This is a genomic window from Tardiphaga sp. GW821-FHT12E02, from assembly GCF_058807155.1.
In genome coordinates this window covers 156,268-177,485 of record NZ_JBXAQK010000001.1, presented here as the reverse complement: position 1 = coordinate 177,485, position 21,218 = coordinate 156,268, and the positions used below count along the sequence as shown (strand labels likewise).

The 21,218-nt window shown below is 61.7% G+C and carries 20 protein-coding genes and 2 pseudogenes; 11 read left to right on the top strand and 11 right to left on the bottom strand.

All coding sequences use genetic code 11. From position 1 onward, the window contains the following. Nucleotides 1-3 precede the first annotated feature (3 nt). Nucleotides 4-477, bottom strand: coding sequence for an Lrp/AsnC family transcriptional regulator (locus tag AC1RQ5_RS00845; RefSeq protein ID WP_493196723.1), 474 nt, complete (start codon nucleotides 475-477; stop codon nucleotides 4-6). A gap of 137 nt (nucleotides 478-614) precedes the next feature. Here AC1RQ5_RS00845 and hppD point away from each other — a divergent pair, with 137 nt between their 5' ends. Further along, on the top strand, nucleotides 615-1,739 hold the full coding sequence (hppD, locus tag AC1RQ5_RS00840; RefSeq protein WP_493196722.1) for a 4-hydroxyphenylpyruvate dioxygenase: 1,125 nt from the start codon (nucleotides 615-617) through the stop codon (nucleotides 1,737-1,739). Nucleotides 1,740-1,741: 2 nt separating this feature from the next. Here the strand turns inward: hppD and AC1RQ5_RS00835 are convergent, their stop codons facing one another. After that, entirely contained in the window at nucleotides 1,742-2,926 is a 1,185-nt protein-coding gene (locus tag AC1RQ5_RS00835; RefSeq protein WP_493196721.1) for a serine hydrolase domain-containing protein, read from the bottom strand. Nucleotides 2,927-3,195: 269 nt separating this feature from the next. Between AC1RQ5_RS00835 and AC1RQ5_RS00830 the strand changes: the two genes are divergently transcribed. From AC1RQ5_RS00830 to AC1RQ5_RS00820, 3 genes are all read left to right on the top strand, one after another. Beyond that, nucleotides 3,196-3,525, top strand: coding sequence for a hypothetical protein (locus tag AC1RQ5_RS00830; RefSeq protein WP_353922932.1), 330 nt, complete (start codon nucleotides 3,196-3,198; stop codon nucleotides 3,523-3,525). A gap of 117 nt (nucleotides 3,526-3,642) precedes the next feature. Continuing rightward, nucleotides 3,643-5,112, top strand: a complete 1,470-nt coding sequence (locus AC1RQ5_RS00825) for an NAD-dependent succinate-semialdehyde dehydrogenase (RefSeq protein ID WP_353922933.1) — start codon at nucleotides 3,643-3,645, stop codon at nucleotides 5,110-5,112. Between the two features lie 233 nt (nucleotides 5,113-5,345). Then, nucleotides 5,346-6,575 (top strand): Zn-dependent hydrolase, encoded by a 1,230-nt coding sequence (locus tag AC1RQ5_RS00820; RefSeq protein WP_493196720.1) that lies wholly within the window; start codon nucleotides 5,346-5,348, stop codon nucleotides 6,573-6,575. Between the two features lie 75 nt (nucleotides 6,576-6,650). Here the strand turns inward: AC1RQ5_RS00820 and AC1RQ5_RS00815 are convergent, their stop codons facing one another. Next, a complete protein-coding gene (locus tag AC1RQ5_RS00815; protein WP_493196719.1) occupies nucleotides 6,651-6,941 on the bottom strand; it encodes a hypothetical protein in 291 nt (96 codons plus the stop codon). Between the two features lie 93 nt (nucleotides 6,942-7,034). Between AC1RQ5_RS00815 and AC1RQ5_RS00810 the strand changes: the two genes are divergently transcribed. Continuing rightward, nucleotides 7,035-7,478 (top strand): type 2 periplasmic-binding domain-containing protein, encoded by a 444-nt coding sequence (locus AC1RQ5_RS00810; protein WP_493196718.1) that lies wholly within the window; start codon nucleotides 7,035-7,037, stop codon nucleotides 7,476-7,478. Between the two features lie 15 nt (nucleotides 7,479-7,493). Here AC1RQ5_RS00810 and AC1RQ5_RS00805 read toward each other — a convergent pair whose 3' ends face one another. The 5 genes from AC1RQ5_RS00805 to AC1RQ5_RS00785 all read right to left on the bottom strand — a co-directional run bounded on the left by AC1RQ5_RS00805 (nucleotide 7,494) and on the right by AC1RQ5_RS00785 (nucleotide 14,122). Continuing rightward, a complete protein-coding gene (locus AC1RQ5_RS00805; RefSeq protein WP_493196717.1) occupies nucleotides 7,494-9,683 on the bottom strand; it encodes an SLC26A/SulP transporter family protein in 2,190 nt (729 codons plus the stop codon). 164 nt (nucleotides 9,684-9,847) lie between these two features. After that, on the bottom strand, nucleotides 9,848-10,765 hold the full coding sequence (locus AC1RQ5_RS00800) for a phosphoribosylaminoimidazolesuccinocarboxamide synthase (protein WP_493196716.1): 918 nt from the start codon (nucleotides 10,763-10,765) through the stop codon (nucleotides 9,848-9,850). Between the two features lie 115 nt (nucleotides 10,766-10,880). After that, nucleotides 10,881-11,798 (bottom strand): pirin family protein, encoded by a 918-nt coding sequence (locus AC1RQ5_RS00795; protein ID WP_493196715.1) that lies wholly within the window; start codon nucleotides 11,796-11,798, stop codon nucleotides 10,881-10,883. Between the two features lie 239 nt (nucleotides 11,799-12,037). After that, on the bottom strand, nucleotides 12,038-12,643 hold the full coding sequence (locus AC1RQ5_RS00790) for a 3-keto-disaccharide hydrolase (protein WP_493196714.1): 606 nt from the start codon (nucleotides 12,641-12,643) through the stop codon (nucleotides 12,038-12,040). A gap of 114 nt (nucleotides 12,644-12,757) precedes the next feature. After that, nucleotides 12,758-14,122, bottom strand: coding sequence for an MmgE/PrpD family protein (locus AC1RQ5_RS00785; protein ID WP_493196713.1), 1,365 nt, complete (start codon nucleotides 14,120-14,122; stop codon nucleotides 12,758-12,760). A 125-nt stretch (nucleotides 14,123-14,247) separates the two neighbouring features. On the opposite strand from AC1RQ5_RS00785, the gene AC1RQ5_RS00780 reads away from it, so the two are divergent. After that, nucleotides 14,248-15,393 (top strand): FUSC family protein, encoded by a 1,146-nt coding sequence (locus tag AC1RQ5_RS00780; protein ID WP_398477313.1) that lies wholly within the window; start codon nucleotides 14,248-14,250, stop codon nucleotides 15,391-15,393. Here AC1RQ5_RS00780 and AC1RQ5_RS00775 read toward each other — a convergent pair. Next, nucleotides 15,377-15,862: a hypothetical protein gene (locus AC1RQ5_RS00775; RefSeq protein WP_493196712.1), complete on the bottom strand. Its 486-nt coding sequence runs from the start codon at nucleotides 15,860-15,862 to the stop codon at nucleotides 15,377-15,379. The two genes, AC1RQ5_RS00780 and AC1RQ5_RS00775, sit on opposite strands and share 17 nt — an antisense overlap. Before the next feature lie 45 nt (nucleotides 15,863-15,907). Further along, a complete protein-coding gene (locus AC1RQ5_RS00770) occupies nucleotides 15,908-16,399 on the bottom strand; it encodes a DUF2867 domain-containing protein (RefSeq protein ID WP_493196711.1) in 492 nt (163 codons plus the stop codon). 169 nt (nucleotides 16,400-16,568) lie between these two features. Between AC1RQ5_RS00770 and AC1RQ5_RS00765 the strand changes: the two genes are divergently transcribed. The 4 genes and pseudogenes from AC1RQ5_RS00765 (at nucleotide 16,569) to ccoS (ending at nucleotide 19,744) form a co-directional block, all read left to right on the top strand. After that, nucleotides 16,569-16,949, top strand: a complete 381-nt coding sequence (locus tag AC1RQ5_RS00765) for a nuclear transport factor 2 family protein (RefSeq protein WP_493196710.1) — start codon at nucleotides 16,569-16,571, stop codon at nucleotides 16,947-16,949. 1 nt (nucleotide 16,950) lies between these two features. Further along, a pseudogene (locus AC1RQ5_RS00760) lies at nucleotides 16,951-17,316 on the top strand (DUF2189 domain-containing protein); the annotation flags it as partial. Between the two features lie 11 nt (nucleotides 17,317-17,327). Beyond that, entirely contained in the window at nucleotides 17,328-19,592 is a 2,265-nt protein-coding gene (locus tag AC1RQ5_RS00755; protein WP_493196709.1) for a cation-translocating P-type ATPase, read from the top strand. Continuing rightward, nucleotides 19,589-19,744, top strand: a complete 156-nt coding sequence (gene ccoS / locus AC1RQ5_RS00750) for a cbb3-type cytochrome oxidase assembly protein CcoS (protein WP_493196708.1) — start codon at nucleotides 19,589-19,591, stop codon at nucleotides 19,742-19,744. Before AC1RQ5_RS00755 ends, ccoS begins: the two co-directional genes overlap by 4 nt. On the opposite strand, the gene AC1RQ5_RS00745 is transcribed toward ccoS, so the two are convergent. After that, nucleotides 19,717-20,385, bottom strand: coding sequence for a TetR/AcrR family transcriptional regulator (locus tag AC1RQ5_RS00745; protein WP_493203246.1), 669 nt, complete (start codon nucleotides 20,383-20,385; stop codon nucleotides 19,717-19,719). The two genes, ccoS and AC1RQ5_RS00745, sit on opposite strands and share 28 nt — an antisense overlap. Nucleotides 20,386-20,466: 81 nt before the next feature. Between AC1RQ5_RS00745 and AC1RQ5_RS00740 the strand changes: the two are divergent. Further along, a pseudogene (locus AC1RQ5_RS00740) lies at nucleotides 20,467-21,206 on the top strand (3-oxoacyl-ACP reductase family protein). Nucleotides 21,207-21,218 lie beyond the last annotated feature (12 nt).

The following is a 21,218-nucleotide window of genomic DNA, read 5'->3' as shown; positions in this document are numbered from 1 at the left end:
CTGCTATCGCAACGCCTTCAGTGGCAGTTTGCTCGTCTCCTTCAATCGATCAAGTACGATCGACGAACGCACATGTGCGACGCTCTGATGCGGCATCAGGACGTCGTTGACGAGATCGGACAGTCCCTTGAGATCGCGCAGGATGGCCTTGAGCACATAGTCGGCATCACCGGTGAGCGAATAGGCCTCCTGGATCTCGTCCACGCGCTGCACCAGCGTGCGAAACTTCTTCGCATTGTCGGGAGAATGCGTGGCGAGCGTCACCTGGATGAAAGCGATGACGCCGAAGCCGAGGGCTTCCGGCGTGAGATCAGCATGATAGCCGGATATCACTTTCTCATCCTCGAGCCGCATGCGCCGCCGCGAGCATTGCGAGGCTGACAGACCAACAGCGTCGGCCAGCTGCTGATTGGTGAGCCGGCCATCGCTTTGCAACGCAGCGAGCATCTTCAGATCGAACGAATCAACCTCGATCATGCGCGAAATGCTCCCATCATGCACGGATCGTGCATGACCATGACATTTCGCAACCCAGATTGCACGCACCTTGCGTGTCCCGCACCCCAGACTGCCATCCAAGCGACATGTGTCCGCAGCATAGCAGGGAGAACAGAATGGGTCCGTTTCCGCACGACGCGCCGGCCGCCAGAATTTCGGCCGATAACCCGATGGGGACCGACGGCTTTGAATTCGTCGAATATGCGCATCCGAATCCTGAAGAGCTGCATGCGCTGTTCAAACTGATGGGCTACGCGCCGGTCGCTAAGCACAAGACCAAGAAGATCACAGTCTATCGCCAGGGCGACATCAACTATCTCGTTAACGAAGAGCCCGGTACCCATGGCTTCAAATTTGTTGCAGCCCACGGCCCCTGTGCGCCATCTATGGCCTTTCGGGTCGTGGATGCGCAGCAGGCCTATGATCGCGCCATTGCGCTCGGTGCCGAAGCTGCCGATGTGAGCGCGACGGAGAAGACGCTCAACGTGCCTGCCATCAAGGGCATCGGCGGCAGCCTGCTCTATTTCGTCGATCGCTACGGCGCGAAGGGTTCGGCCTATGACAGTGAATTCGACTGGTTCGGCGCGAACAACCCGCGCCCTGTCGGCGCCGGCCTGTTCTATCTCGATCACCTCACCCACAACGTTCATCGCGGCCGAATGGATGTCTGGACCGGCTTCTATGAGAAGCTGTTCAATTTCCGCCAGATCCGCTTCTTCGACATCGAAGGCCGCGCTTCCGGCCTGTTCTCTCGGGCGCTGACCAGCCCCGATGGCAAGATCCGCATTCCCATCAATGAGGATGCCGGCGATAGCGGGCAGATCGAGGAATATCTCAACACCTATCGCGGCGAAGGCATTCAGCATATCGCCTGCGGTGTGAAGGATATCTACACGACCATCGAAAGCCTGCGTGCCGATGGCCTGCCTTTCATGCCGTCGCCGCCCCAGACCTATTTCGAGAAGATCGATACACGTCTTCCGAAGCATGGCGAGGACGTGCCGCGCCTGCAGCACAACGGCATCCTTATCGACGGCGAAGGCGTGGTCGAGGGTGGCGAGACGAAGGTGCTGCTGCAGATATTCTCGGCGAATGCCATCGGCCCGATCTTCTTCGAGTTCATCCAGCGCAAGGGTGACGATGGTTTCGGCGAAGGCAATTTCAAGGCGCTGTTCGAATCGATCGAAGAAGATCAGATCCGCCGCGGCGTGCTGCAGGTGGCCGACAAGAGCGCGGCGTAACGTTACGCTGCTTTCCTCGCATCCAGGCCCGCATAGACGGCGCGCTCGAAGTCCGAAAACACCTCAAGGCAGGTGCGGTCCGCAAAGGGCAGCACCTGCATCAGGATCACGCCGGTGACGTCGCGTACCGGGTCGATCCAGTAATAGGTGTTGGCGAGTCCGGCCCAGGCCAGGCTACCGGCGCTGCGGCCTTCGGGTGTGGCAGCCATGTTGATCACAAAGCTCAGGCCGTGCTTCTTATCGATGCCGGGGCAGAGCTCTGCATCATTGGTGACGGCCGGCAGCGCCGATAGCATCGGCGTGACATGGAGATCGCCAATGTGGTTCTCGCTCATCAGCGCCACGGTCTCGGGCTGCAGCAGGCGGTGGCCGTTGCCTGTGCCCTTGTTCAGCATCATCCGCGTGAATTTGATATAGTCGGGCGCGGTACCATACAGCCCGCCGCCGCCGGCGAAGAATTCCGGGTCTTGCCTGATTTCGAAATCCATTGGCGCAAGCCCGCCATCAGCGCTCCGCCGATGGACTTTCACCAATCGCTGGCGTTGCGCATCGCCGATCTTGAAGGCCGTGTCGGACATCCCGAGCGGACCGAGGATGTGCTCGCGAAAATACACATCGAGCGGTTGCCCGCTCGCCGCTTCCACGGCTTTGCCGACGAAGTCGATATTGGTGCCATATTCCCACCGGGTGCCGGGATCTGTCATGATCGGCACCCGCATCGCGGCATTAAGGCCGGTGCGGAAGACGGGCGTTCCGGTCTTTTCCAGCCACCGTCCCATATCGGCATTCATCATGTCGTAGCAGAAGCCGGCGGTGTGGGTCAGGAGCTGCCGGAGCGTGATCGGGCGCCGTGCCGGGCGCAGCCGTGGCTCGCCGTCGGCGTCAAAGCCTTCCAGCACCTGGATGGCCGAGAGGTTAGGCAGCACCTCGCCGATCGGCGCATCCAGCGACAGTTGGCCGCGCTCGACCAGCTGCATCGCAGCCGTGCCGGTGATCGCCTTGGTCATGGAGGCAATCCAGAACACGCTGTCGGTCGTCATCGCGGCATCCTTGCCGATGTCACGTCTGCCAAAGGCGCCCTGATAGATAACCTCATCGCCCGTCGCCGCCATCACAACCGCGCCGGGTATGGCGCCGCTGTCGCAGGCCTGCTGCATGATCCGGTCGATATCGATGCTGGATGGCATGGAGATCCTCCCCAAGAGGCGTTCAAGTTTTGATTTTGATCATGCTACCGGCTTTCGAACGCCATGCGAAAGCTTGAGATCTCTTTGAAGTGATTAAAATGCGCTGGTTTCGGCGCCTGAGCGCACCCATCTGGGTTGAAGAGGCGATCACGCGATCCCCGCCGGAACAAAACCGGCGCAGCTATGTTCAAAATCGAGCTGAACGTGCAAGCGCCTTTCGACACTAACGAGTATGGCAGATGCAGCGCAGGGGCTGCGGAGTACGACCAATGATTGCGAACTGGACCGAATGGAAGCGCTATCCCCGCGCATCGCGTGGCGAAATCATAGAGGCGCCAATCGGGGCCGGGCTGTTCGAAATCCGGGTTGCCCAGACGGGCGCATTGTTTGCGTTCGAGGCGACTGACAATCTGGCGCAGGCGCTGGCGAAAATTTCGGCACCGCCGAAATCCTTCATTTCGTGGTTCGGGCGCCGGGATGCGGCGATGCTGCCAGAGCTCGAATATCGGACTTTCCCGACTTCCAGCCGCGCTACCGCAAAGATTGCCTTTGAGCGGATGATCGACCGACGAGAGACCTATATGCGCGGTGCTGCCTGATTGCAGGCGATTTGCCGCCCCGATAGCTGCCATTCCCGGCGCGGGGGCAATCGGGCCTGTACTCCTGCCTTGTTCCGCGGCTATACGTCCGCGACATTTTCTGCAGGAGAATAGCCCATGTCATCGACCTCGTCCTCGCTTGCCGCCCGCCTGAAAGACCCCTCGCTGCTGCGCGACAAGTGCTACATCGACGGCGCCTGGGTCGGCACGGGCGAGACCGTGGTCACCAATCCGGTTAACCTTGTCGAGATCGCCAAGGTGCCGAATTTCGGCGCCAAGGAAACGACACAGGCCGTCGAAGCGGCCGAGAAGGCTTTCCCCGCCTGGGCCAAGTTCACTGCCAAGCAGCGCTCTAACATCCTGCGCAAGTGGTTTGAGCTGATCATCGCCAATCGCGAGGATCTCGCGCTGATCCTGACCACAGAGCAGGGCAAGCCGCTGGCCGAAGCTCTGGGCGAGGTGGATATCGGCGCCGCCTATATCGAGTTCTTCGCCGAGGAAGCACGCCGCGTTTACGGCGAGACCATCCCGACCCAGCGCGCCGATGCCCGCCTGCTCGCCATCAAGCAGCCGATCGGCGTCTGCGGCGCCATCACGCCGTGGAATTTCCCGAATTCGATGATCACCCGCAAGGTGGCGCCGGCATTGGCCGCAGGCTGCACCGTGGTGCTCAAGCCCGCCAATGAAACGCCGCTGTCCGCGCTGGTGCTTGCCGAGCTCGCCGAGCGCGCCGGCGTGCCGAAGGGCGTGCTCAACATTCTCACCGGCGATGCGTCGTCGATCGGTCTGGTGCTCTGCGAGCATCCCGCCGTGCGGTTTGTCGGCTTCACCGGTTCCACCAATGTCGGCAAGATCCTCTACAAGCAGGCCTCGGTCGGCGTGAAGAAGCTCGGCCTCGAACTCGGCGGCAATGCGCCATTCGTGGTGTTCGACGATGCCGATATCGATGCGGCCGTGGAGGGCGCGATCGTCTCGAAATATCGCAACATGGGCCAGACCTGCGTTTGCGCCAACCGCCTCTACGCGCAGGACGGCATCTACGACCAGTTCGTTGAGAAACTGTCCAAGAAGGTCGCAGCGATGAAGGTCGGCGACGGCACCGAACAGGGCGTCACCCAAGGTCCGCTGATCAATGAGAAGGCGATCGAAAAAGTCGAACGCCACATCGCGGATGCTGTGAAGGGCGGCGCCAAGGTCGTCACCGGCGGCAAGCGTCATGCGCTGGGCGGCACCTTCTTCGAGCCGACTGTGCTCGCCAATGTAAAGCCGGATGCGCTGGTGTCGCAGGAAGAGACCTTTGGCCCGCTGGCGCCGGTGTTCCGCTTCAAGGATGAAGCCGACGTGATCGCCATGTGCAACGCCTCACCGTTCGGTCTGGCGTCGTATTTCTACTCACGCGATCTCGGTCGCGTCTGGCGCGTCGCTGAAGCGCTGGAGTCCGGCATGGTCGGCGTCAATACGGGCTTGATCACCACGGAAGTCGCGCCGTTCGGCGGCGTGAAGGAATCCGGCCTTGGTCGTGAAGGCTCGCATCACGGCATGGAAGAGTATGTCGAGATCAAATACATCATGATGTCGGGCATCTAAGGCGACGTCGCCTTCAATCGAACCTGTCATTCCTGATGCCCGGCCTTGTGCCGGGCATTCGCGTTTCTGGTGTGATTTCCGTATTGGCAGGGTCTCATGTCCGGCCATGAAAAATCGACAGGCCGGTGCCGTTTCGTGGCATGGCGGTCGCGATCAAGACGGCGCATTTCCTGCATCAGCAATGCCACTGGTAGATACGCATGCCACATAGGCAAGCGAGCAAGGAGCGAGTGATGAGCATGCCAACGGCGAACAGCGATCGGCTTTGGTCGACCCTGATGGAGATGGGCGCGATCGGTGGCACGGCCGGTGGGGGTTGCCGACGGCTGGCTCTGTCGGAGGAAGAAGGTCGCGCCCGCATCCTGTTCAAACACTGGGCCGAAGAGGCGGGCTGCGTCGTGACGGTGGATCGCATCGGCAACATCTTCGCCCGCAGGGAGGGGACGGATCGTGATGCGGCGCCGGTGGCGATCGGCAGCCATCTCGACACGGTGCCGACCGGCGGTAAGTTCGACGGCGCCTATGGCGTGCTCGCAGGTCTCGAAGTGATGCGTCGCCTGCAGGATCTTGGCGTCACCACGCAGCGGCCCATCGAACTGATCGCCTGGACCAATGAGGAAGGCGCTCGTTTCTCGCCGATGACGATGGGATCATCGGTTTTCACGGGTGATATCGCGCTCGACTTCGCGCTCTCGCGTCAGGACCCATCAGGAGTTAGCGTCGGCGAGGCGCTGCAGGCGATAGGGGCCGCCGGCGATGTGCCGGTCGGCGGTCGACGTTTCAGCGCCTATCTGGAAACCCATATCGAGCAGGGGCCATTGCTGAAAGAGGGGGGCGAACAGATCGGGGTGGTGACCGGCTCGTTCAAGGCGCGTTACTTCGTGGCCACCATCAAAGGGCAGGCCGCGCATGTCGGACCGACACTGATGGAGCAGCGCCACGATGCCATGGTGGGAGCCGCTGCGCTGATCCTCGAGATCAACCGTATCGGCCGCTCACGCGGGCGCGATGGCCGTTCTAATGCGCCCTATATCGAGGTTGAGCCCAATGTGCGCGGTGTCATTCCGCATGAAGTTCGATTGAGTTGCGACGTTCGCCATCCTGATGCGGACGAAGCGCTGGCGATGGAAGCCGAGTTGCGCGATGCCTGCGCCAAGGTTGCGACGGACTATGGTTTGTCGGTCGCTTTGGATCAGTATTTCGAGTTCGGTCCGATCAATTGTCACGATGACATGTGCGCGCTGATCCGCGAGGCGACGACCTCGCTTGGCTTCACGCAGCGCGACATACTGACTGTCGCGAGCCATGACGCTGTACCGATGATGGATTTTTGCCCGACAGGCCTTTTCTTCATCCCCAGCGAAACCGGCATCAGCCATAGCGAGACGGAATATAGTACGCCTGCCCAGTGCAGCGATGGCGCCAGCGTTTTGCTCAATGCCGTGATCAAGCTGGCTGGTTGAACCATTGGCGTCCGAACATGCTGCACCGCAGACATTGAGCCGGCCAAGAAGCCACGCTTGGCCATGCCTGGGGATTCATATAAGCTCGTAAGCTCGCACAAGGTGCTGGTATTTCGGTGATGGGAGCATGATTTGCAGAATCCCGGAGATCGCAGTCCGCGAGAAGATGTAAAGACCGGTGCGCCGATGCGCGCAAGCACACGCGCCGGTGTAGAATTGACCGACATTGGTCGGCATCTGCTCCACAAGGCGCGTCAGCTTCTGGCCGAGAAAGACGCGCGCCGGAGATCCTCGGACACAACTGGCCATGGCGGTGATGTCAGGATCGGTATCAGCAGCATGCTGCTGAATTTTCTCGTCGATCATCCGGCCAATGCGGTGCTGGGAGATGCATCGGTCACATCTGATACTTGCTCAAAGATCGTCAAGTCATTCGATGACGACGAAGTCGATGTCGCCATGGTGATGGATGTGAAAGATCATCGATCGATCCTGGGTGACGATCTTGTCGCAGAATTCGACATTGAATTCGTATGGGTCAAGGCGCAGACGTTCGTGTTCGACGCAGACGCGCCGCTTCCGCTCGCTACCTGGCCGCCGGATCAACACATCATCCTGAAGGCGCTGTCGGATGGCGGGCGTGACTATCGCGTGATGTTCACGGGGCCGGATTATTCTTCAAAGCTGACGGCTGTCCGCTGCGGGAAGTGTCTGGCGGTGGCTCCGCGACACGGCATCACCTTGCCGCTTGTGGAGGCAAAGGACGATCGCCTGCCCGCGATCGCCCGAAAAAAGATTCTGCTCGCCGTTCGCGGTGATCCTGATTCGACACGATTCAATCTCGTGGTGTCGTTGATGTCGTCGTTCCAGCTGGCGGGTGACGGTCACGGGCACCAACATTAAGCGGTTTCGCCGGGTCTAGCGCCGCAGTACCGCAATCATCCGGCTTGCAAAAGCCAGCCGCTCGGCCATCACCGATACGAAATAGGTCAGCAGCTTCTGGCTCAGCGCCGGGTGGTTCTGCTTGATGTCCTCGAAGGCGTCGGCACGGAGCACATACAGAATACTCGCCACCTCTGCCTGAATGGTCGCACTGCGCGGCGCATAGGCGACGAGCCCCATCTCGCCGACCGTCGTATAGCGGCCAAGGCTGCGGACCCGGGTGAGATGACCGTCGCCATTCGGGACCATGATGCCGAGGCGACCATCGAGAATGAAGTGCATGGAGTCGGCGGTGTCGCCGGCCTGCACGACGGTGCCGCCGGCAGCAACCTCGACACGCTGACAGCGTCGCATCAACTCCTCCGCATCCTCCGGTGTCCGCAGAATGCGGGTGAACCAGTCGCGCAGATTGGCCTCTTCCTCGGCGAGGCCGCGATGCTGCGTGATCACCTCGTTCTCGCACCATTCCAGCGCGCGATCGAGGTCAGCGGCGATCTGCACTTCGTTGTCGATGAACAGGCTGGCGCGCAGATTGCGGTTGGCGGCGGGATGCAGATTGGCCAGCACCAGCGTGGTGCCGTGTTCGCGTGCGACACGCTTGATCTGGGCAAAGGAATGCGCAGCCGATGAATCGATGCCGGTGACGAGCTTGAAGTCGAATACCAGATAACGACATTCCGGATGTCGGCGCAGCAACGCCTTCACATGCAGATAGAGCCGGTTGGCCGATCCGAAGAACAGATAGCTTTGCAGATTGAGGCCCTGGATCTCTTTGCCATGGGCAATCAGCGTGCGTTGATCTTCCAGAGAACGGTCGAGGGACGAGCGGTATTCCGAGCCGTCAAACCCGTATTTGATCGATGAAACGCGGGAGACACTGAGTGCAAAGGTGGCGCAGCCGATCACGATGCCGATCAGCACGCCGGCAACAAATCCCCATTTGATAATGATGAGGATAATGGCCAGCAGCGATAGGTAATCGAGCAGCGACAGCCGCTTGCGGCTATCGACGATCCAGCGATGCAGCTGCTCCATGCCGAGATAAAGCAACAACCCGCCGAGCACGAAGCGCGGCATGTAAGCCAGCAGTGCGGGATCGACCACCAACATGGATGCGGCAATGACGGCCACGGTTATGCCGGACAGGCGGCTGGTGGCGCCACTGTTGAGGTTGAGCACGGAGCGGCTGATGGAAATGCAGCTTGCATAGCCCCCAAGCAACCCCGTCAGGATATTGGCCGCGCCGGTGACATTCAGCTCGCGCTCGATATCGGCTTCGCGGTGGGCCGCGACCTCGATCCCGGTGGTGTTGAACAGCGTACTCACCGCAGTGACGAAGATCACGGCGATAAAATTGCCGATCAGGCCGGGCAGGGCGTCCCATGGATAAGGTTCGGCAAGAAAGGTCCAGGGCAGAGTCAGGCTGGCCTTGGGTGGTGACGCGAAGGTCCAGCCCATGGCCTGCGCCTGCAGGATCGAGGTCCCGGACAGCCAGAACACCAGATGCGCGACGGCGATAGCGGCAAGCAGGATGGCCGGCAGTGCCATCGGCTTTCGCGATTTGTGCCAGATCGCATAGATCGTCAGCGCCACCGCGCCAGCGGCGCAGAGTTCATAGAGCGCGACCGGAGTGGCCAGCCTGCCGAGATTGGCGAATTGCAGCTTCACCCCAGTGCTGACCTGGACGCCGCCGGAGACGATTAGGCAGGCGGTCGCACCGAGAAAGCCGCCGATGACCGGATAGGGAACGTAACGGATCGCACGGCCCATATGGGTGATGCCAAGGCCGCACAACACCAGGCCGGTCAGGATCGTGGCGGCGGACAATGTGATCAGAACCGGCCCGAGGATTGCCGTCGGTTCGGATTGCGCGACAATGTACTCAACGAGGGTCGCCGACAGGATCGCTGTCACAGCCGCGGTGGAGCTTTCGGGGCCACCGATGGCGAATGGAAACGAGCTGCCGAGGGCGATCACGGCTGCTGCGACACTGGCCGCAATGAAGGTCGCGGCGATGCCATAAGGCAGGAAGGAGGCCAGCGGGCCGGAGAAGATCAGCACCGAATAGGACAGGCCGAAGCTGATGGTGAGAACGCTGGCAATAGCGCCGCTGAAAAGGTCATTGCGCCAGCCGCGGACAGCGGGGGTAAGTGCGATGCTGCTCACGCGCAGTCTCTCCCGCAAAGGGAGAGCTGCACCCCAATTGTGTGATTGCCCACGTGCCGACCTTCCAGGGCGCACGCGACCGCGCATGCGCTACCATCTCTGGTAGACGAGCGCGCGGTTTCCTAACACTGAAATTTTACTGAAAGCGCTCAGAAAACTGCGCGTTATTTAACCTTGAGCTCGGTGCCGGTCAGGCGGCGATAGGCATCGAGATAGCGTTGGCTGGTGGCGTCGATCACCGCCTGCGGCAGTGTCGGAGGCGGGGCCTCGCCATTCCAGCGGCCGGCCTTGCGCTCGATATCGAGCCAGTCGCGCAGCGGCTGCTTGTCGAAGCTCGGCTGCGCCTGGCCGGGCTTGTAGACATCAGCCGCCCAGAAGCGCGAACTGTCAGGAGTCATCACCTCGTCGATCAGGATAATGCGGCCATCCTGGTCGCGCCCGAATTCGAACTTGGTGTCACAAATGATGATGCCGGCTTCGCGGGCGATCTCCTCGCCCTGGGTATAGACGGCGCGGGTCATGCTTTCGAGCGTGTAGGCATCCTCCTCGCCGACGATCTCGCGCATGCGCGACACCGGGATGTTCTCGTCATGGCCGGTTTCGGCCTTGGTAGCCGGGCTGAACACAGGCTCCGGGAATTTCTGGCTCTCGAGCAAGCCGGCTTCCAGTTTTTCGCCGGCCAGCGTGCCTGATGCCGCATATTCCTTCCAGGCCGAGCCGGAAATGTAACCACGGATGACACATTCGATCGGGAAGACGGTCGTGCGCTTGCACAGCATGGCGCGGCCGGCCAGCGCGGCGTGGTGGCCTTCGAGAGCGGGGACTTCTTTGATGATCTCGTCGGCATCGGCGGAGATCATGTGATGCGGCACCACGCCGCCGAGCTGGTTGAACCACCAGGCGCTGATCTGGGTCAGCACCGCGCCTTTCATCGGGATGGTCTCGTTCATGACGACATCGAATGCGCTGATGCGGTCGGTCGTCAGCAGCAGCACGCGGTCCTCGCCGACCGCGTAAATGTCACGCACCTTGCCGCGCCCGATCTTGGGGAGGGGCAGGTCGCTCGAGGCCATGGTGGTCATGTCAGTGTCTTTCCGAGAAGGCATTTGCGTCCCCTGTTATTGCGGGGACGTCGCGACGAAGCAATCCGGTTATTGGCTTTTTGGACGGCTTCGCAGCGCTCGGAATGACGGGGTTCTACTCTGGCAGCGGGATAAATTCGTGTTCATCGGGCACATGGGCGAAGCGACCGGTCTTCCAGTCCTCTTTCGCCTGCTCGATGCGCTCCTTGCTGGAAGACACGAAGTTCCACCACAGATGCCGTGGCCCCTCCAGGGCGTCGCCGCCGAGGAACATCATCCGGGTGTCGCGCTGAACCCGGATGGTGATTTCGTCGCCGGGACGGAAGATCAGCAGCTTGGGACCCTCGTGGCGGTCGCCGGCGATCTCGATTTCGCCATCCACCACATAGATCGCCCGCTCCTCGTGATCGGGATCGAGCGGGACCGTGGTGCCTGCGGTGGCGGTCACCTCGACATAGAACCAGGGTGACACCATCGAGACCGGTGAAGCCTTGCCGAACGCCTTGCCCGCAATCACGCGGGCCGAGAAGCCGGTGTCCCGAATGGTCGGCAGGCTGTCGGCACCATAATGCTGGAACGAGGGATCGATCTCCTCGGATCCCTTTGGCAGCGCGATCCAGCTTTGCAGGCCCAGCATCTTCTGGCCGTTGGCGCGCTCGACGTCCGGGGTGCGTTCAGAATGGGCGATCCCGCGGCCGGCGGTCATCAGGTTCATGGCGCCCGGCTGGATCTCGCGCACATTGCCCTCGCTGTCGCGATGCATGATGGCGCCGTCGAACAGATAGGTGACGGTGGACAGGCCGATATGCGGATGCGGCCGCACATCCATGCCCTTACCGGCGATGAATTGCATCGGGCCGAAATGATCGAAGAAGATAAAGGGCCCGACCATCTGCCGCTTGCCATGAGGCAGCGCGCGGCGCACGGCAAAGCCGTCGCCGAGATCACGCGTGCGTGGAATGATCGCGAGCTCCAGCGCGTCGCAGGTGTGGGGATCGCCGAGGATGGGGTCGTTGGAAGGGTGCCAGCTCATGGCTGGCACCATAGCAGAAAATGGCGGGACGGGAGTAGTCGCGGATTTTGCGACGCTGTGTCCGACTATCCAGCCATCCACTCAGCCGTCATCCTGAGGTGCCGTCGCAATCGCAACCGCCTCGCAGGATGGGCACAGGGACCGGTGCCCAGCTCCGCATTCTTCGAGGCCCGCCAAGCGGCGGGCACCTCAGGATGAGGGCGGAGTGAGGGGGCTCGGAAGCGCAAGTGGACCGGAAGCTACAGCTCCTTGATCTGCACCTTGCGGAATTTCACCACGCCGGAGCCGTATTGCAGGGCGATCGGGCCAGTGGCGTGCTTGGTGTCCTCGACATCGACGGTCTTCTGGCCGTTCAGGATCACGGTCAGTTTCGGTCCTTTGGCGGTGATCTCGTAGGTATTCCACTTATCGGCGGCCTTCGGCATCGGATCGACCTTGGCGACGTCCACGATGGCGCCGGTGCCGTAGGATGGGTCGGGGCGCTTGTCGAATATGTTGACTTCGTAACAGGTCTTGCCGTCGATCACTTTTGGATTGTCGCAGCGAATGAAGATGCCGCTATTGGCTTCGGCGTCGGTCCAGAATTCTGCCTTGATCTGGAAATCCTTATACGGCTTCTTGCTGACGAGATAAGCGAGGTCCTTGCCGGACAACAGCTTGTCGGCGGCGAGCGCGCCATCCTTCATTTCCCAATTGGCGTCGCCGACCTTGTCCCAGTCGCCCATCTTGGTGCTGTCGACCAGAGTGACCCATCCGCCATCGGACTGGCTCGACGCCGGCTGAACGAACGGAATTGCGATAAGGCCAAGCGTGATAGCTGTCGCGATCGCTGTGATGCGCTTCATAAAGGTCTCCTCCCATTGCTTCTTATTGTCGCAACGATAGCAACGGGAGTGAGAGAGTGTAAACGCCTCGGGCGCTTTATTCGTAGTTGCAGTGCAGTGTGATCGATGCGGCCGTTAGCGCCCCAACGCCGTCGCTGTTGTTACGCGGTCAAAGCGCTCCAGCGTCAAAATCGCATCGGCGAATTCCTCGGCGCGCTTGTCGAGAACGGGGCGGGCGAGCAGCAAGAATTTCTGCTGCATAGCCGATGCATCGGGGAAGGAGTCTGGCTCACCCGACGGATCCGGCGCGATGCGCTCATGCACGCCGTCTTCGGTGTGAATGCTGACGCGCGCGCCAAACGGATGGCGCTTGCCTTCGAGGCGTTCGTCCTGAACCACGTCGAAACGGTCGGCCAGCGTGTCGATCGCCTTGTCGCCGAGGCGCTTGTAGTCGTCCCACCCGAACGAACCCTGATCCAGCGCCAGCGCACCGGTGAAGAACATCGAGAACTGGCCGCCGACGATGGATGTCGGGTGACGCTTGGTGGATGCATCGCCGGTCAGAGTGATGCCATTGCGATGCAGACCGATCTCGACGCGCTTGACCTGCTCCGGGGTCAGATTGTGCTCACGGCGCATGGCGATCAGCGTGTCGATGGCCGCATGCGTGTAGCGGCAGCTCGGATACGGTTTCACGCCGATCTTCATGGTCTCATAGACCGAGCCGAGATCTGCGGTGGCCTTCTCGGGATGCGCATCATCGCTATAGCCGACAAGCAGGCCGTGCTTACCTTCCACCGACTCGGTGGCGCCGATGAATTCGTTGCGCGCCAGGGTGGCAGCAATGACGCCATTCATGGCGGCGGCGCCAACCTGATAGCGCTTGTTCCAGGCGCCGTTGACCAGGAACTGCAGCGAGCCTGCAGCCTGGCTGCCGGAGACGCCGAAAGCCGAGATGAGCTGTGCTTGGTTAAGGCCGAACAGCTTGCCGGCCGCAGCAGCGGCGCCATAGGTGCCGGCCGTCGCAGTGGGGTGGAAGCCTTTGGCATAATGCGAGGTCGGGTCGAGCGCATTGCCGAGCCGGCAGCACACTTCGTAGCCCGCGACGATGGCCGTCAGCACGTCCTTGCCCGAAGCGCCGACCATCTCGCCGACGGCGAAGGCGGCAGGAACCACCGGGGCGCTCGGATGCAGCGAGGAGTCGGCGTGGGTGTCGTCGAAATCGAGGGAATGACCGAGTGCGCCATTGAGCAGCGCCGCGACGGCCGGGGTCCAGGTCTTGCTGTCGCCGAACACGGTGCTGTCACCCTTGCCATCCAGTGACAGGGTCTCCAGCATTTTCAGCAGCGAAGGGGTGGATTCCGCCTCGCTGCGGGCGCGAATGGTGCTGCCGAGATAATCGAGGGTGAGGCACTTGGCGCGTTCCAGCACCTCCTGCGGAATGTCGTCGAATTTCAGATTGGCGACATAGGCGGCAAGCGTTGCGGTCTCATTGGCCATTGTGTTTCCTCACTCTTATCGAATTAGCTCTATGCGGGCTGTTTCGGCGTTTCAAGCCGGCATGGCGGCGCGGGGATCAGCCATGCGGGTCGGCCGTGATGTCTGTTTCGGGGGTCGATCGTTACATGTCCGTATTTCGGAAAATCTTTGGGGCGCTGAAGCGCGTGGTCGCCTATTTCCGCGCCCATACGATCGAGCTCGGCCTTGGCATCCGGGTCACCGCAGCGGCCCTGAGTGCGCTGGTGATCGCGCTGGCCGTTGGCCTCAAGCTGCCGCTTTGGGCGGTTCTGACCTCGATCATCGTCACCCAGATGAGTGTCGGCCGCTCGCTGAAGGCGACGCGCGATTACCTGATTGGAACGATCGGGGGCGCCGTCTATGGCGGTACGGTGGCAATCCTCATCCCGCATGCCAATGAGGGCATGCTGCTGCTCGTTCTGGTGCTGGCGGTGTTGCCGCTGGCCTTTGTCGCGGCGATCAATCCGAGCCTCAATGTCGCGCCTGTGACGGCGATCATCGTGCTGTTATTGCCGTTGATGAACCATAACACGCCGCTGGAATCAGCCATCGATCGTGTGCTCGAAGTGAGTGTCGGCGCCATCACTGGCCTGCTGGTGTCTTTCCTCGTGCTGCCGTCACGGGCGCATAGTCAGGTTCGGGCCAATGCCGCGCATGCGCTCGATCTGATCGCAACCGCGCTGACCGAGCTTCTCGCCGCGCTGACCCGGGGGCGCGACAACGAAACATTGCATCGGCTGCAGGATGGCATCGGCCATGCGATTACCAGCTTGCAGACAATCGGTGCCGAAGCGGAGCGCGAACGCGCGGCGCATCTCTCAAGGGGCCCCGATACCGGGCCATTGCTGCGCACCACGCTGCGGTTGCGCCACGATCTGGTGATGATCGGACGGTCCACTGTGGTGCCGCTGCCGTCTTCCTTGCAGATCAGATTAGTCGGTCCGCTGGCGCGGGTCAGCGATACCATGGCCACGTTTCTGCATTCGACCGCTGTGGCGCTTCGCAGCGGCACCGGCGCGCCGGCGATTTATCCGGTGCAGACGGCCTTGAAACTTTATGGTGAGGAAGTCGCAAAGCTGCGCCAGGAAGGGCTGACGCGCGGCCTGCCTGGCGACATGGCCGAGCGCTTCTTCGCTATCGGCTTTTCGCTGGAGCAGATGCGACAAAATTTGAGGGACCTCGAACGCTGCGTGTCGGAATGGGCCGAGGTCGATCCGCCGCTGCGTGGCAAGACGGTTATTGACGCGACATGAGCATCGCCATGGCGTGGAAATGCAGTCGCTCCGGATCGCGCTCGCCACGCGCGGCCTCATCGACAATGCTGCTGGAGAGCACCTGAACCGCGTCGGCCGGAATCGCAAGTGGCAATTCGTCGATGCAGAGATCCAGTGCCGATGACATCGCCTCGATTGCGTCATGGCCGAATTGCTGGTCGTCCGGCGCCAATCCGGGCGACGGCATCTCGCGGATGCGTTCTGACAGATGCGACGCTTCTCTCAACACGCGCAGGTAGGTCAGCCCGGCCTCGCTCAGTTCGCCCTCGTCAGTCTGTCCCGAACGCGCCAGCGCAACGATGCGCGCTGCCAGCCGGCGGCGATTGTCGTCGGTATCAGCGTGCTCACCTTCGTGCGCAATGAAAGGCTCCCAGGCCGCGTCGAACGCGCGAGCCAAAGCGAGATGGACGGTCTCATTACGCTGCAAATCGAATTCTGAAAAAGTCATGCAGATTAACGGCGCCACGTCCGCGCCGTTCCCGCGCCGCCTGCGTCAGATCGCCGATGGGCGTGCCTCTAGTACCTGCTTCAGCATGGAACGTACGACCATGCGATGAAACGGTGTGATCAGCGTGAGATAGGTGCGTCCTAGCCAGTTATGCATGCGCACAATGGTTGTTGCCGTGATGCGCTGGCCGCCGCTGGTGGTCGCGATATCCACGACCACGCGGAAATCGAGATGCTTGTCGTTGAAGCCGGCCACCAGCCGTTCCGGCGTCTCGCTCAGCACGGGAAATAAGCCGACCTTGTCCATGTCGGCGTGGCGGGCCGAGCGCGTGGTCTTTAAGCCGAATGGCGCCACCATCATGTCGCGCAGGTTCATCAAGGCCTCCACCCATCTCGGCGAGTGGCTGAGCATGCGCTCGGCGGCCTCGCGCGCTGTCAGTGCCGTGGTATCCGCCGTAATGCTGAAAGCATCGGCGAATTGTGCACCGGCCAGGACGGTATCGCGATCGATGGTCGGGTGGACCTCGGAAACCTGCATCGACACCTCGAAACGGATGGTTTTTAGGAGTGTGCACCCGCTCGACCGTTGTGAAGCTTGGACAAATTGTCTGAGCGGTCACGCAGGAGATGCAATTCAACGGTATAGTATGCCGGTCGCAATTTCTGTGTCATAGTGTGTGCGGTTTGACTCTCCGTGAGGAATTGCCGTGGCCTATGATCGTTCGACCGTCGAGGCGGTAGTCCAGCATTATTTCGACGGCCTCTATGAGGCTGATGCCGACAAGCTCGGCGCAATCTTTGCCGACAGCGCAGATCTGCGCTGGGTTGAGAATGGCGAGTTGAAGGTTCTGACCGTGCCGGATTGGCTGGCTGCGGTGCGCACGCGCACCTCGGCGAAATCCGAAGGCAAGGCGCGAGACGATGTGATCGTCAGCGTCGATCGTTCCGACGACAAGACCGCCTTCATCAAGGTTCGCTGCCAGCTGCCGCCACGCTATTTCACCGATTATCTCGTGGCGATGAAGCTGACCGATGGCTGGCAGATCGTCTCGAAGTCCTATCGTTACGACCTGAAGGACGGACGTTAATCCGTTCCCCGGACCCGATGGTGTGGCGGCCCTGCTGTTCACCACACCGATCGGTTGGGCGATGTTGACTGTTTGCACCGCCGTGGGCTGCATTTTCGCCGCTTTCTGTTTTGCTATCAGTTTGTTCGCCATCCTCATGCTGCTCAATGAACGGGGCGATGCGCTCACGGTGGGCACCAGCATGGCGATGGTCTGGGCCAATCTGCCGGTGATGCTAACCTGGGCGGCCATCGCTTTGGGTTTGTTCTTGATCAATGTCATGACCGGTCTCATCGCTATGGTCATTGTGTTTCCCGTGCTCGGTCACGGGACATGGCACGCCTATGTGGCGATGAAGCCGGGTGCTGAGGTGTCCGGCGCGGACTAGCGAGGTCTCTCATGAGTTGCTGTGACACGGGCGCAGAACTGGCGATGCTGGCGGCAACGGATCCGCGTGAGATTCTGCTCGCCAGCCGTCCACTCGCCGGCAACCTTCGGCAGACCGACCTTTCCGTGCCCGATGTGCATTGCGGCGCTTGCATTCATACTGTCGAGAAGGCGCTGGGCAGGCTTACGGGTGTCAGTTCGGCGCGGGTCAATCTTTCCAGCAAGCGAGTCACCATCAAATGGCGGGCCGATCTCGACACGCCGCCGCCCTTTATCGAGACGCTGCGCAATGTCGGCTATGAGGCGCATCTGTTCGAGGTCGATGGCGATGCCGGCGATGCGACGCTGTCCGAGCTGATCCGCGCCCTTGCGGTGTCCGGCTTCGCGGCCAGCAACATCATGCTGTTCTCGGTTTCGATCTGGTCTGGGGCTGAGCCTGCGACGCGCGATCTGTTTCACGGTCTATCCGCACTGATCGCGCTGCCGACGCTGCTCTATGCCGGCCGTGTGTTCTTCCGCTCGGCCTGGCAGGCGCTGCGCCACGGCCGCACCAATATGGACGTGCCGATCTCGCTCGGCGTGTCGCTGGCTTTCGGCATGAGCCTTTATGAGACCGCAATCCATGGCCCGCATGCCTATTTCGATGCGTCGGTGTGTCTGTTGTTCTTCCTGCTGATCGGCCGCACCCTGGATCACATGATGCGCGAACGCGCCCGCGTGGCTGTCAAAGGTCTGGCTCGTCTTGCAGCCCGTGGCGCGCTGGTGCAGCAGGCGGATGGTTCGCAGACCTATCTGCCCGTCGCGGAAATCAAGCCGGGCATGACGATCCTGCTTGCAGCCGGCGAGCGCGTGCCGGTGGATGCCGTCGTCACGCAGGGGCTGTCCGAGCTCGATGTGTCGCTGGTGACTGGCGAAAGCGTGCCGCAACCGGCGCAACCCGGCGCCGATTTGCGTGCTGGCACGCTCAATCTCACCGGTCCTTTGACAATCACCGCGACGGCCGCAGCGAATGATTCTTTCCTCGCTGAAATGCTGCGGATGATGGAAGCGGCAGAGCAGGGGCGTTCTGCCTATCGCCGCATCGCCGATCGTGCCTCGTCGCTCTATGCACCGGTGGTGCATCTCACGGCACTGCTCACCCTGATCGGCTGGATGCTCATTGAGGGCAACTGGCATCATGCCATCACCATTGCAGTGGCTGTGCTGATCATCACTTGCCCCTGCGCGCTCGGTCTCGCGGTGCCGATGGTGCAGGTGGTCGCGGCGCGGCGATTGTTCGAGGCCGGCATCATGATCAAGGATGGCGGCGCGCTGGAGCGTCTCGCCGAGGTCGATACGATCGTGTTCGATAAGACCGGCACCCTCACTCAGGGTAATCCGCGTCTGGTCGATGCCGACAAGCTGGATCCGGCGATGCTGACTCTGGCCGGCACCATCGCTGCCCATTCGCGGCATCCGTTCTCGCGCGCATTGGCCTCGGTGGCACCGGCTGCAACACCGCCACTTGCATTGGATTCAATTGCGGAAATACCCGGTTGCGGCATGGAAGCGCGCATGGGCGGCCGCGTGCTGCGGCTTGGCCGTCCTGAATGGGCGCTGGATTGCGTGGCGGGCGCCGATATCGATACGTCGTCGGTCGTGCTTTCGCGCGACAGCAAGCGCCTTGCTGATTTCCGCTTCGAAGACAGCCTGCGCGCCGGCGCTGCCGACAGCGTGGCGGAGCTGAAGCAGGATGGTTTTGCCATCGAAGTCGTCTCCGGCGATCGTCAGGCGCCCGTGCGCGCGCTTGCGGGGGCGCTCGGTGTGTCCGCTTTTGCGGGCGTTTTGCCGGGTGGGAAAGCCGACCACGTCGCCGATCTCACCAAGGCTGGCAAGAAAGTGCTGATGGTCGGCGATGGCCTCAACGACACGCCGGCGCTAATGGCCGCGCATGCTTCGATGGCGCCAGCCTCTGCTGCAGATGTCGGACGCAACGCGGCCGATCTTGTCTTCTTGCGTGACAATCTCGAAGCGGTGCCGCTCGCGATCGCCGTGTCGCGCGAAGCACAGAAACTGGTGCGGCAGAATCTCGCGCTTGCCGTCGGTTACAATTTTATCGCTGTGCCAATTGCCATTCTTGGTTATGTCACGCCGCTGGTTGCAGCGATTGCGATGTCCGGCTCATCGATCGTCGTTGTCGCCAATGCACTACGCCTGCGTGGACGGCGCGTATCCGATACGGCGCGCGAAACCGGAGCGAAGAATTCCATCGCCATGCGCATGGAGCCGGCCGAATGACGGACTATTTCTACCTGATCCCGATCGCCATTGGTCTCGGCCTCTGCGGCCTCGCGGCGTTCCTGTGGTCGCTGAAATCAGGCCAGTATTACGACCTGCAAGGCGCGGCCGAGCGTATCCTGCATCAGGATGACACGCCGCTGTCGCGCTGAGCGCCAGTCCGGTCGTCCCATCCCGCCATTGTGTGGCGGGCGACGGCCTCCAGCTCTTCGCGGCTCGCGCCGTCGCGCGCCATCACCGACATGCCGTTCTGCACGGCCATGGCGAAGCGCGCGAGTCCATCGATATCGGTCGCATCGCTCAGTTCGCCCTCACGCACCGCGCGTGCGAGCCGCTCCCTCAGGCGACCGAGCCCGGCGCCGCGCGCCGACTTCACGATCTCGCCGAGTTCCACATGGCCTTCGCTGCCGGCCGCGGAGAGCGTCACCATGCAGCCGAGTGGCTCGGTGCGCCCGTCCGATCCCGTCAGTGCCGCCGCCGAGTCCATCAGCAAGGCTTCCACCGCTGCGCGGGATGTCAGGGCTGCGTTGAAGCCGCTCCAGACCATGGCTTCGTGGCTCTCTCCGTAATAACGGAGCGCTTCGCAATAAAGCGCTTCCTTCGAACCGAAGGCTGCGTAGAGGCTGGGAGAGCCGATCCCCATGGCCTCCGTAAGGTCGGAGATGGACGTGGCGGCAAAGCCTTTCTGCCAGAACAGGCGGGTTGCAGCGCAAAGAGCCTTGTCCCGATCAAACGCACGGGGCCGGCCGCGAGCGGGCTTGGGGGCGACGGGAGCTTTCTCCGAATTCTGCATCATTCGATATATAATTATCTTGACCATTCGACGCAACGCGCTTAGCTAATTCTGTATCGTTCAATACAGAAAGAAATAGTCATGAGTGAACTTGCTGGAAAACGCGCTCTTGTCACCGGCGCATCGCGCGGCATCGGGGCTGCCATCGCATGGGCGTTGGCGGAAAAAGGTGCAGATGTCGCAATCACTTACGAGAAATCAGCGGAGCGCGCCGCGGACATTGTGAGATCAATCGAGGCAATCGGCCGGCGCGCGTTCGCGATCCAGGCGATAGCGCCGACGCGACCGCCGTGAAGCGCTCTGTGCAGGAAGCTGCCGACAAGCTCGGTGGGCTCGACATTCTGGTCAACAATGCCGGTATCGCCCGCGGTGGCCTCGTGGCGGAGATGAGCCTTGCCGATATCGACGCGCTGCTGAATGTGAATGTGCGCTCGGTGGTGCTTGCATCACAGGCGGCCATCCCGCTGCTGACCGAGGGCGGCCGCATCATCTCGATCGGCTCCGGCCTTGCGGAGCGCGTGCCGTTTGCGGGCGTTACGGTCTATTCGATGTCGAAATCCGCCCTGCTGTCCTTCACCCGAGGCCTGGCCCGCGAACTCGGTCCGCGCGGGATCACCGTCAATCTGGTGCATCCGGGATCGACCGATACCGACATGAATCCGGCGCAGGGCGAGAACGCCGAAGCGCAGCGCGCGATGATTGCGCTTGGCCACTACGGCAAGCCCGAAGACATCGGGGCCGCCGTCGCGTTCCTGGCAAGCCCGGCGGCACGTCAGATCACCGGCACCGGCCTCACAGTGGATGGCGGCGCCATCGCCTGATCCGATCCAGGC

Bases quoted from the DNA above. Each gene is read 5' to 3' on its own strand.
- AC1RQ5_RS00845 (WP_493196723.1), bottom strand. From the start codon at position 477: ATGATCGAGGTTGATTCGTTCGATCTGAAGATGCTCGCTGCGTTGCAA.
- hppD (WP_493196722.1), top strand. From the start codon at position 615: ATGGGTCCGTTTCCGCACGACGCGCCGGCCGCCAGAATTTCGGCCGAT.
- AC1RQ5_RS00835 (WP_493196721.1), bottom strand. From the start codon at position 2,926: ATGCCATCCAGCATCGATATCGACCGGATCATGCAGCAGGCCTGCGAC.
- AC1RQ5_RS00830 (WP_353922932.1), top strand. From the start codon at position 3,196: ATGATTGCGAACTGGACCGAATGGAAGCGCTATCCCCGCGCATCGCGT.
- AC1RQ5_RS00825 (WP_353922933.1), top strand. From the start codon at position 3,643: ATGTCATCGACCTCGTCCTCGCTTGCCGCCCGCCTGAAAGACCCCTCG.
- AC1RQ5_RS00820 (WP_493196720.1), top strand. From the start codon at position 5,346: ATGAGCATGCCAACGGCGAACAGCGATCGGCTTTGGTCGACCCTGATG.
- AC1RQ5_RS00815 (WP_493196719.1), bottom strand. From the start codon at position 6,941: ATGATCGACGAGAAAATTCAGCAGCATGCTGCTGATACCGATCCTGAC.
- AC1RQ5_RS00810 (WP_493196718.1), top strand. From the start codon at position 7,035: ATGGTGATGGATGTGAAAGATCATCGATCGATCCTGGGTGACGATCTT.
- AC1RQ5_RS00800 (WP_493196716.1), bottom strand. From the start codon at position 10,765: ATGACCACCATGGCCTCGAGCGACCTGCCCCTCCCCAAGATCGGGCGC.
- AC1RQ5_RS00795 (WP_493196715.1), bottom strand. From the start codon at position 11,798: ATGAGCTGGCACCCTTCCAACGACCCCATCCTCGGCGATCCCCACACC.
- AC1RQ5_RS00790 (WP_493196714.1), bottom strand. From the start codon at position 12,643: ATGAAGCGCATCACAGCGATCGCGACAGCTATCACGCTTGGCCTTATC.
- AC1RQ5_RS00785 (WP_493196713.1), bottom strand. From the start codon at position 14,122: ATGGCCAATGAGACCGCAACGCTTGCCGCCTATGTCGCCAATCTGAAA.
- AC1RQ5_RS00780 (WP_398477313.1), top strand. From the start codon at position 14,248: ATGTCCGTATTTCGGAAAATCTTTGGGGCGCTGAAGCGCGTGGTCGCC.
- AC1RQ5_RS00775 (WP_493196712.1), bottom strand. From the start codon at position 15,862: ATGACTTTTTCAGAATTCGATTTGCAGCGTAATGAGACCGTCCATCTC.
- AC1RQ5_RS00770 (WP_493196711.1), bottom strand. From the start codon at position 16,399: ATGCAGGTTTCCGAGGTCCACCCGACCATCGATCGCGATACCGTCCTG.
- AC1RQ5_RS00755 (WP_493196709.1), top strand. From the start codon at position 17,328: ATGAGTTGCTGTGACACGGGCGCAGAACTGGCGATGCTGGCGGCAACG.
- ccoS (WP_493196708.1), top strand. From the start codon at position 19,589: ATGACGGACTATTTCTACCTGATCCCGATCGCCATTGGTCTCGGCCTC.
- AC1RQ5_RS00745 (WP_493203246.1), bottom strand. From the start codon at position 20,385: ATGCAGAATTCGGAGAAAGCTCCCGTCGCCCCCAAGCCCGCTCGCGGC.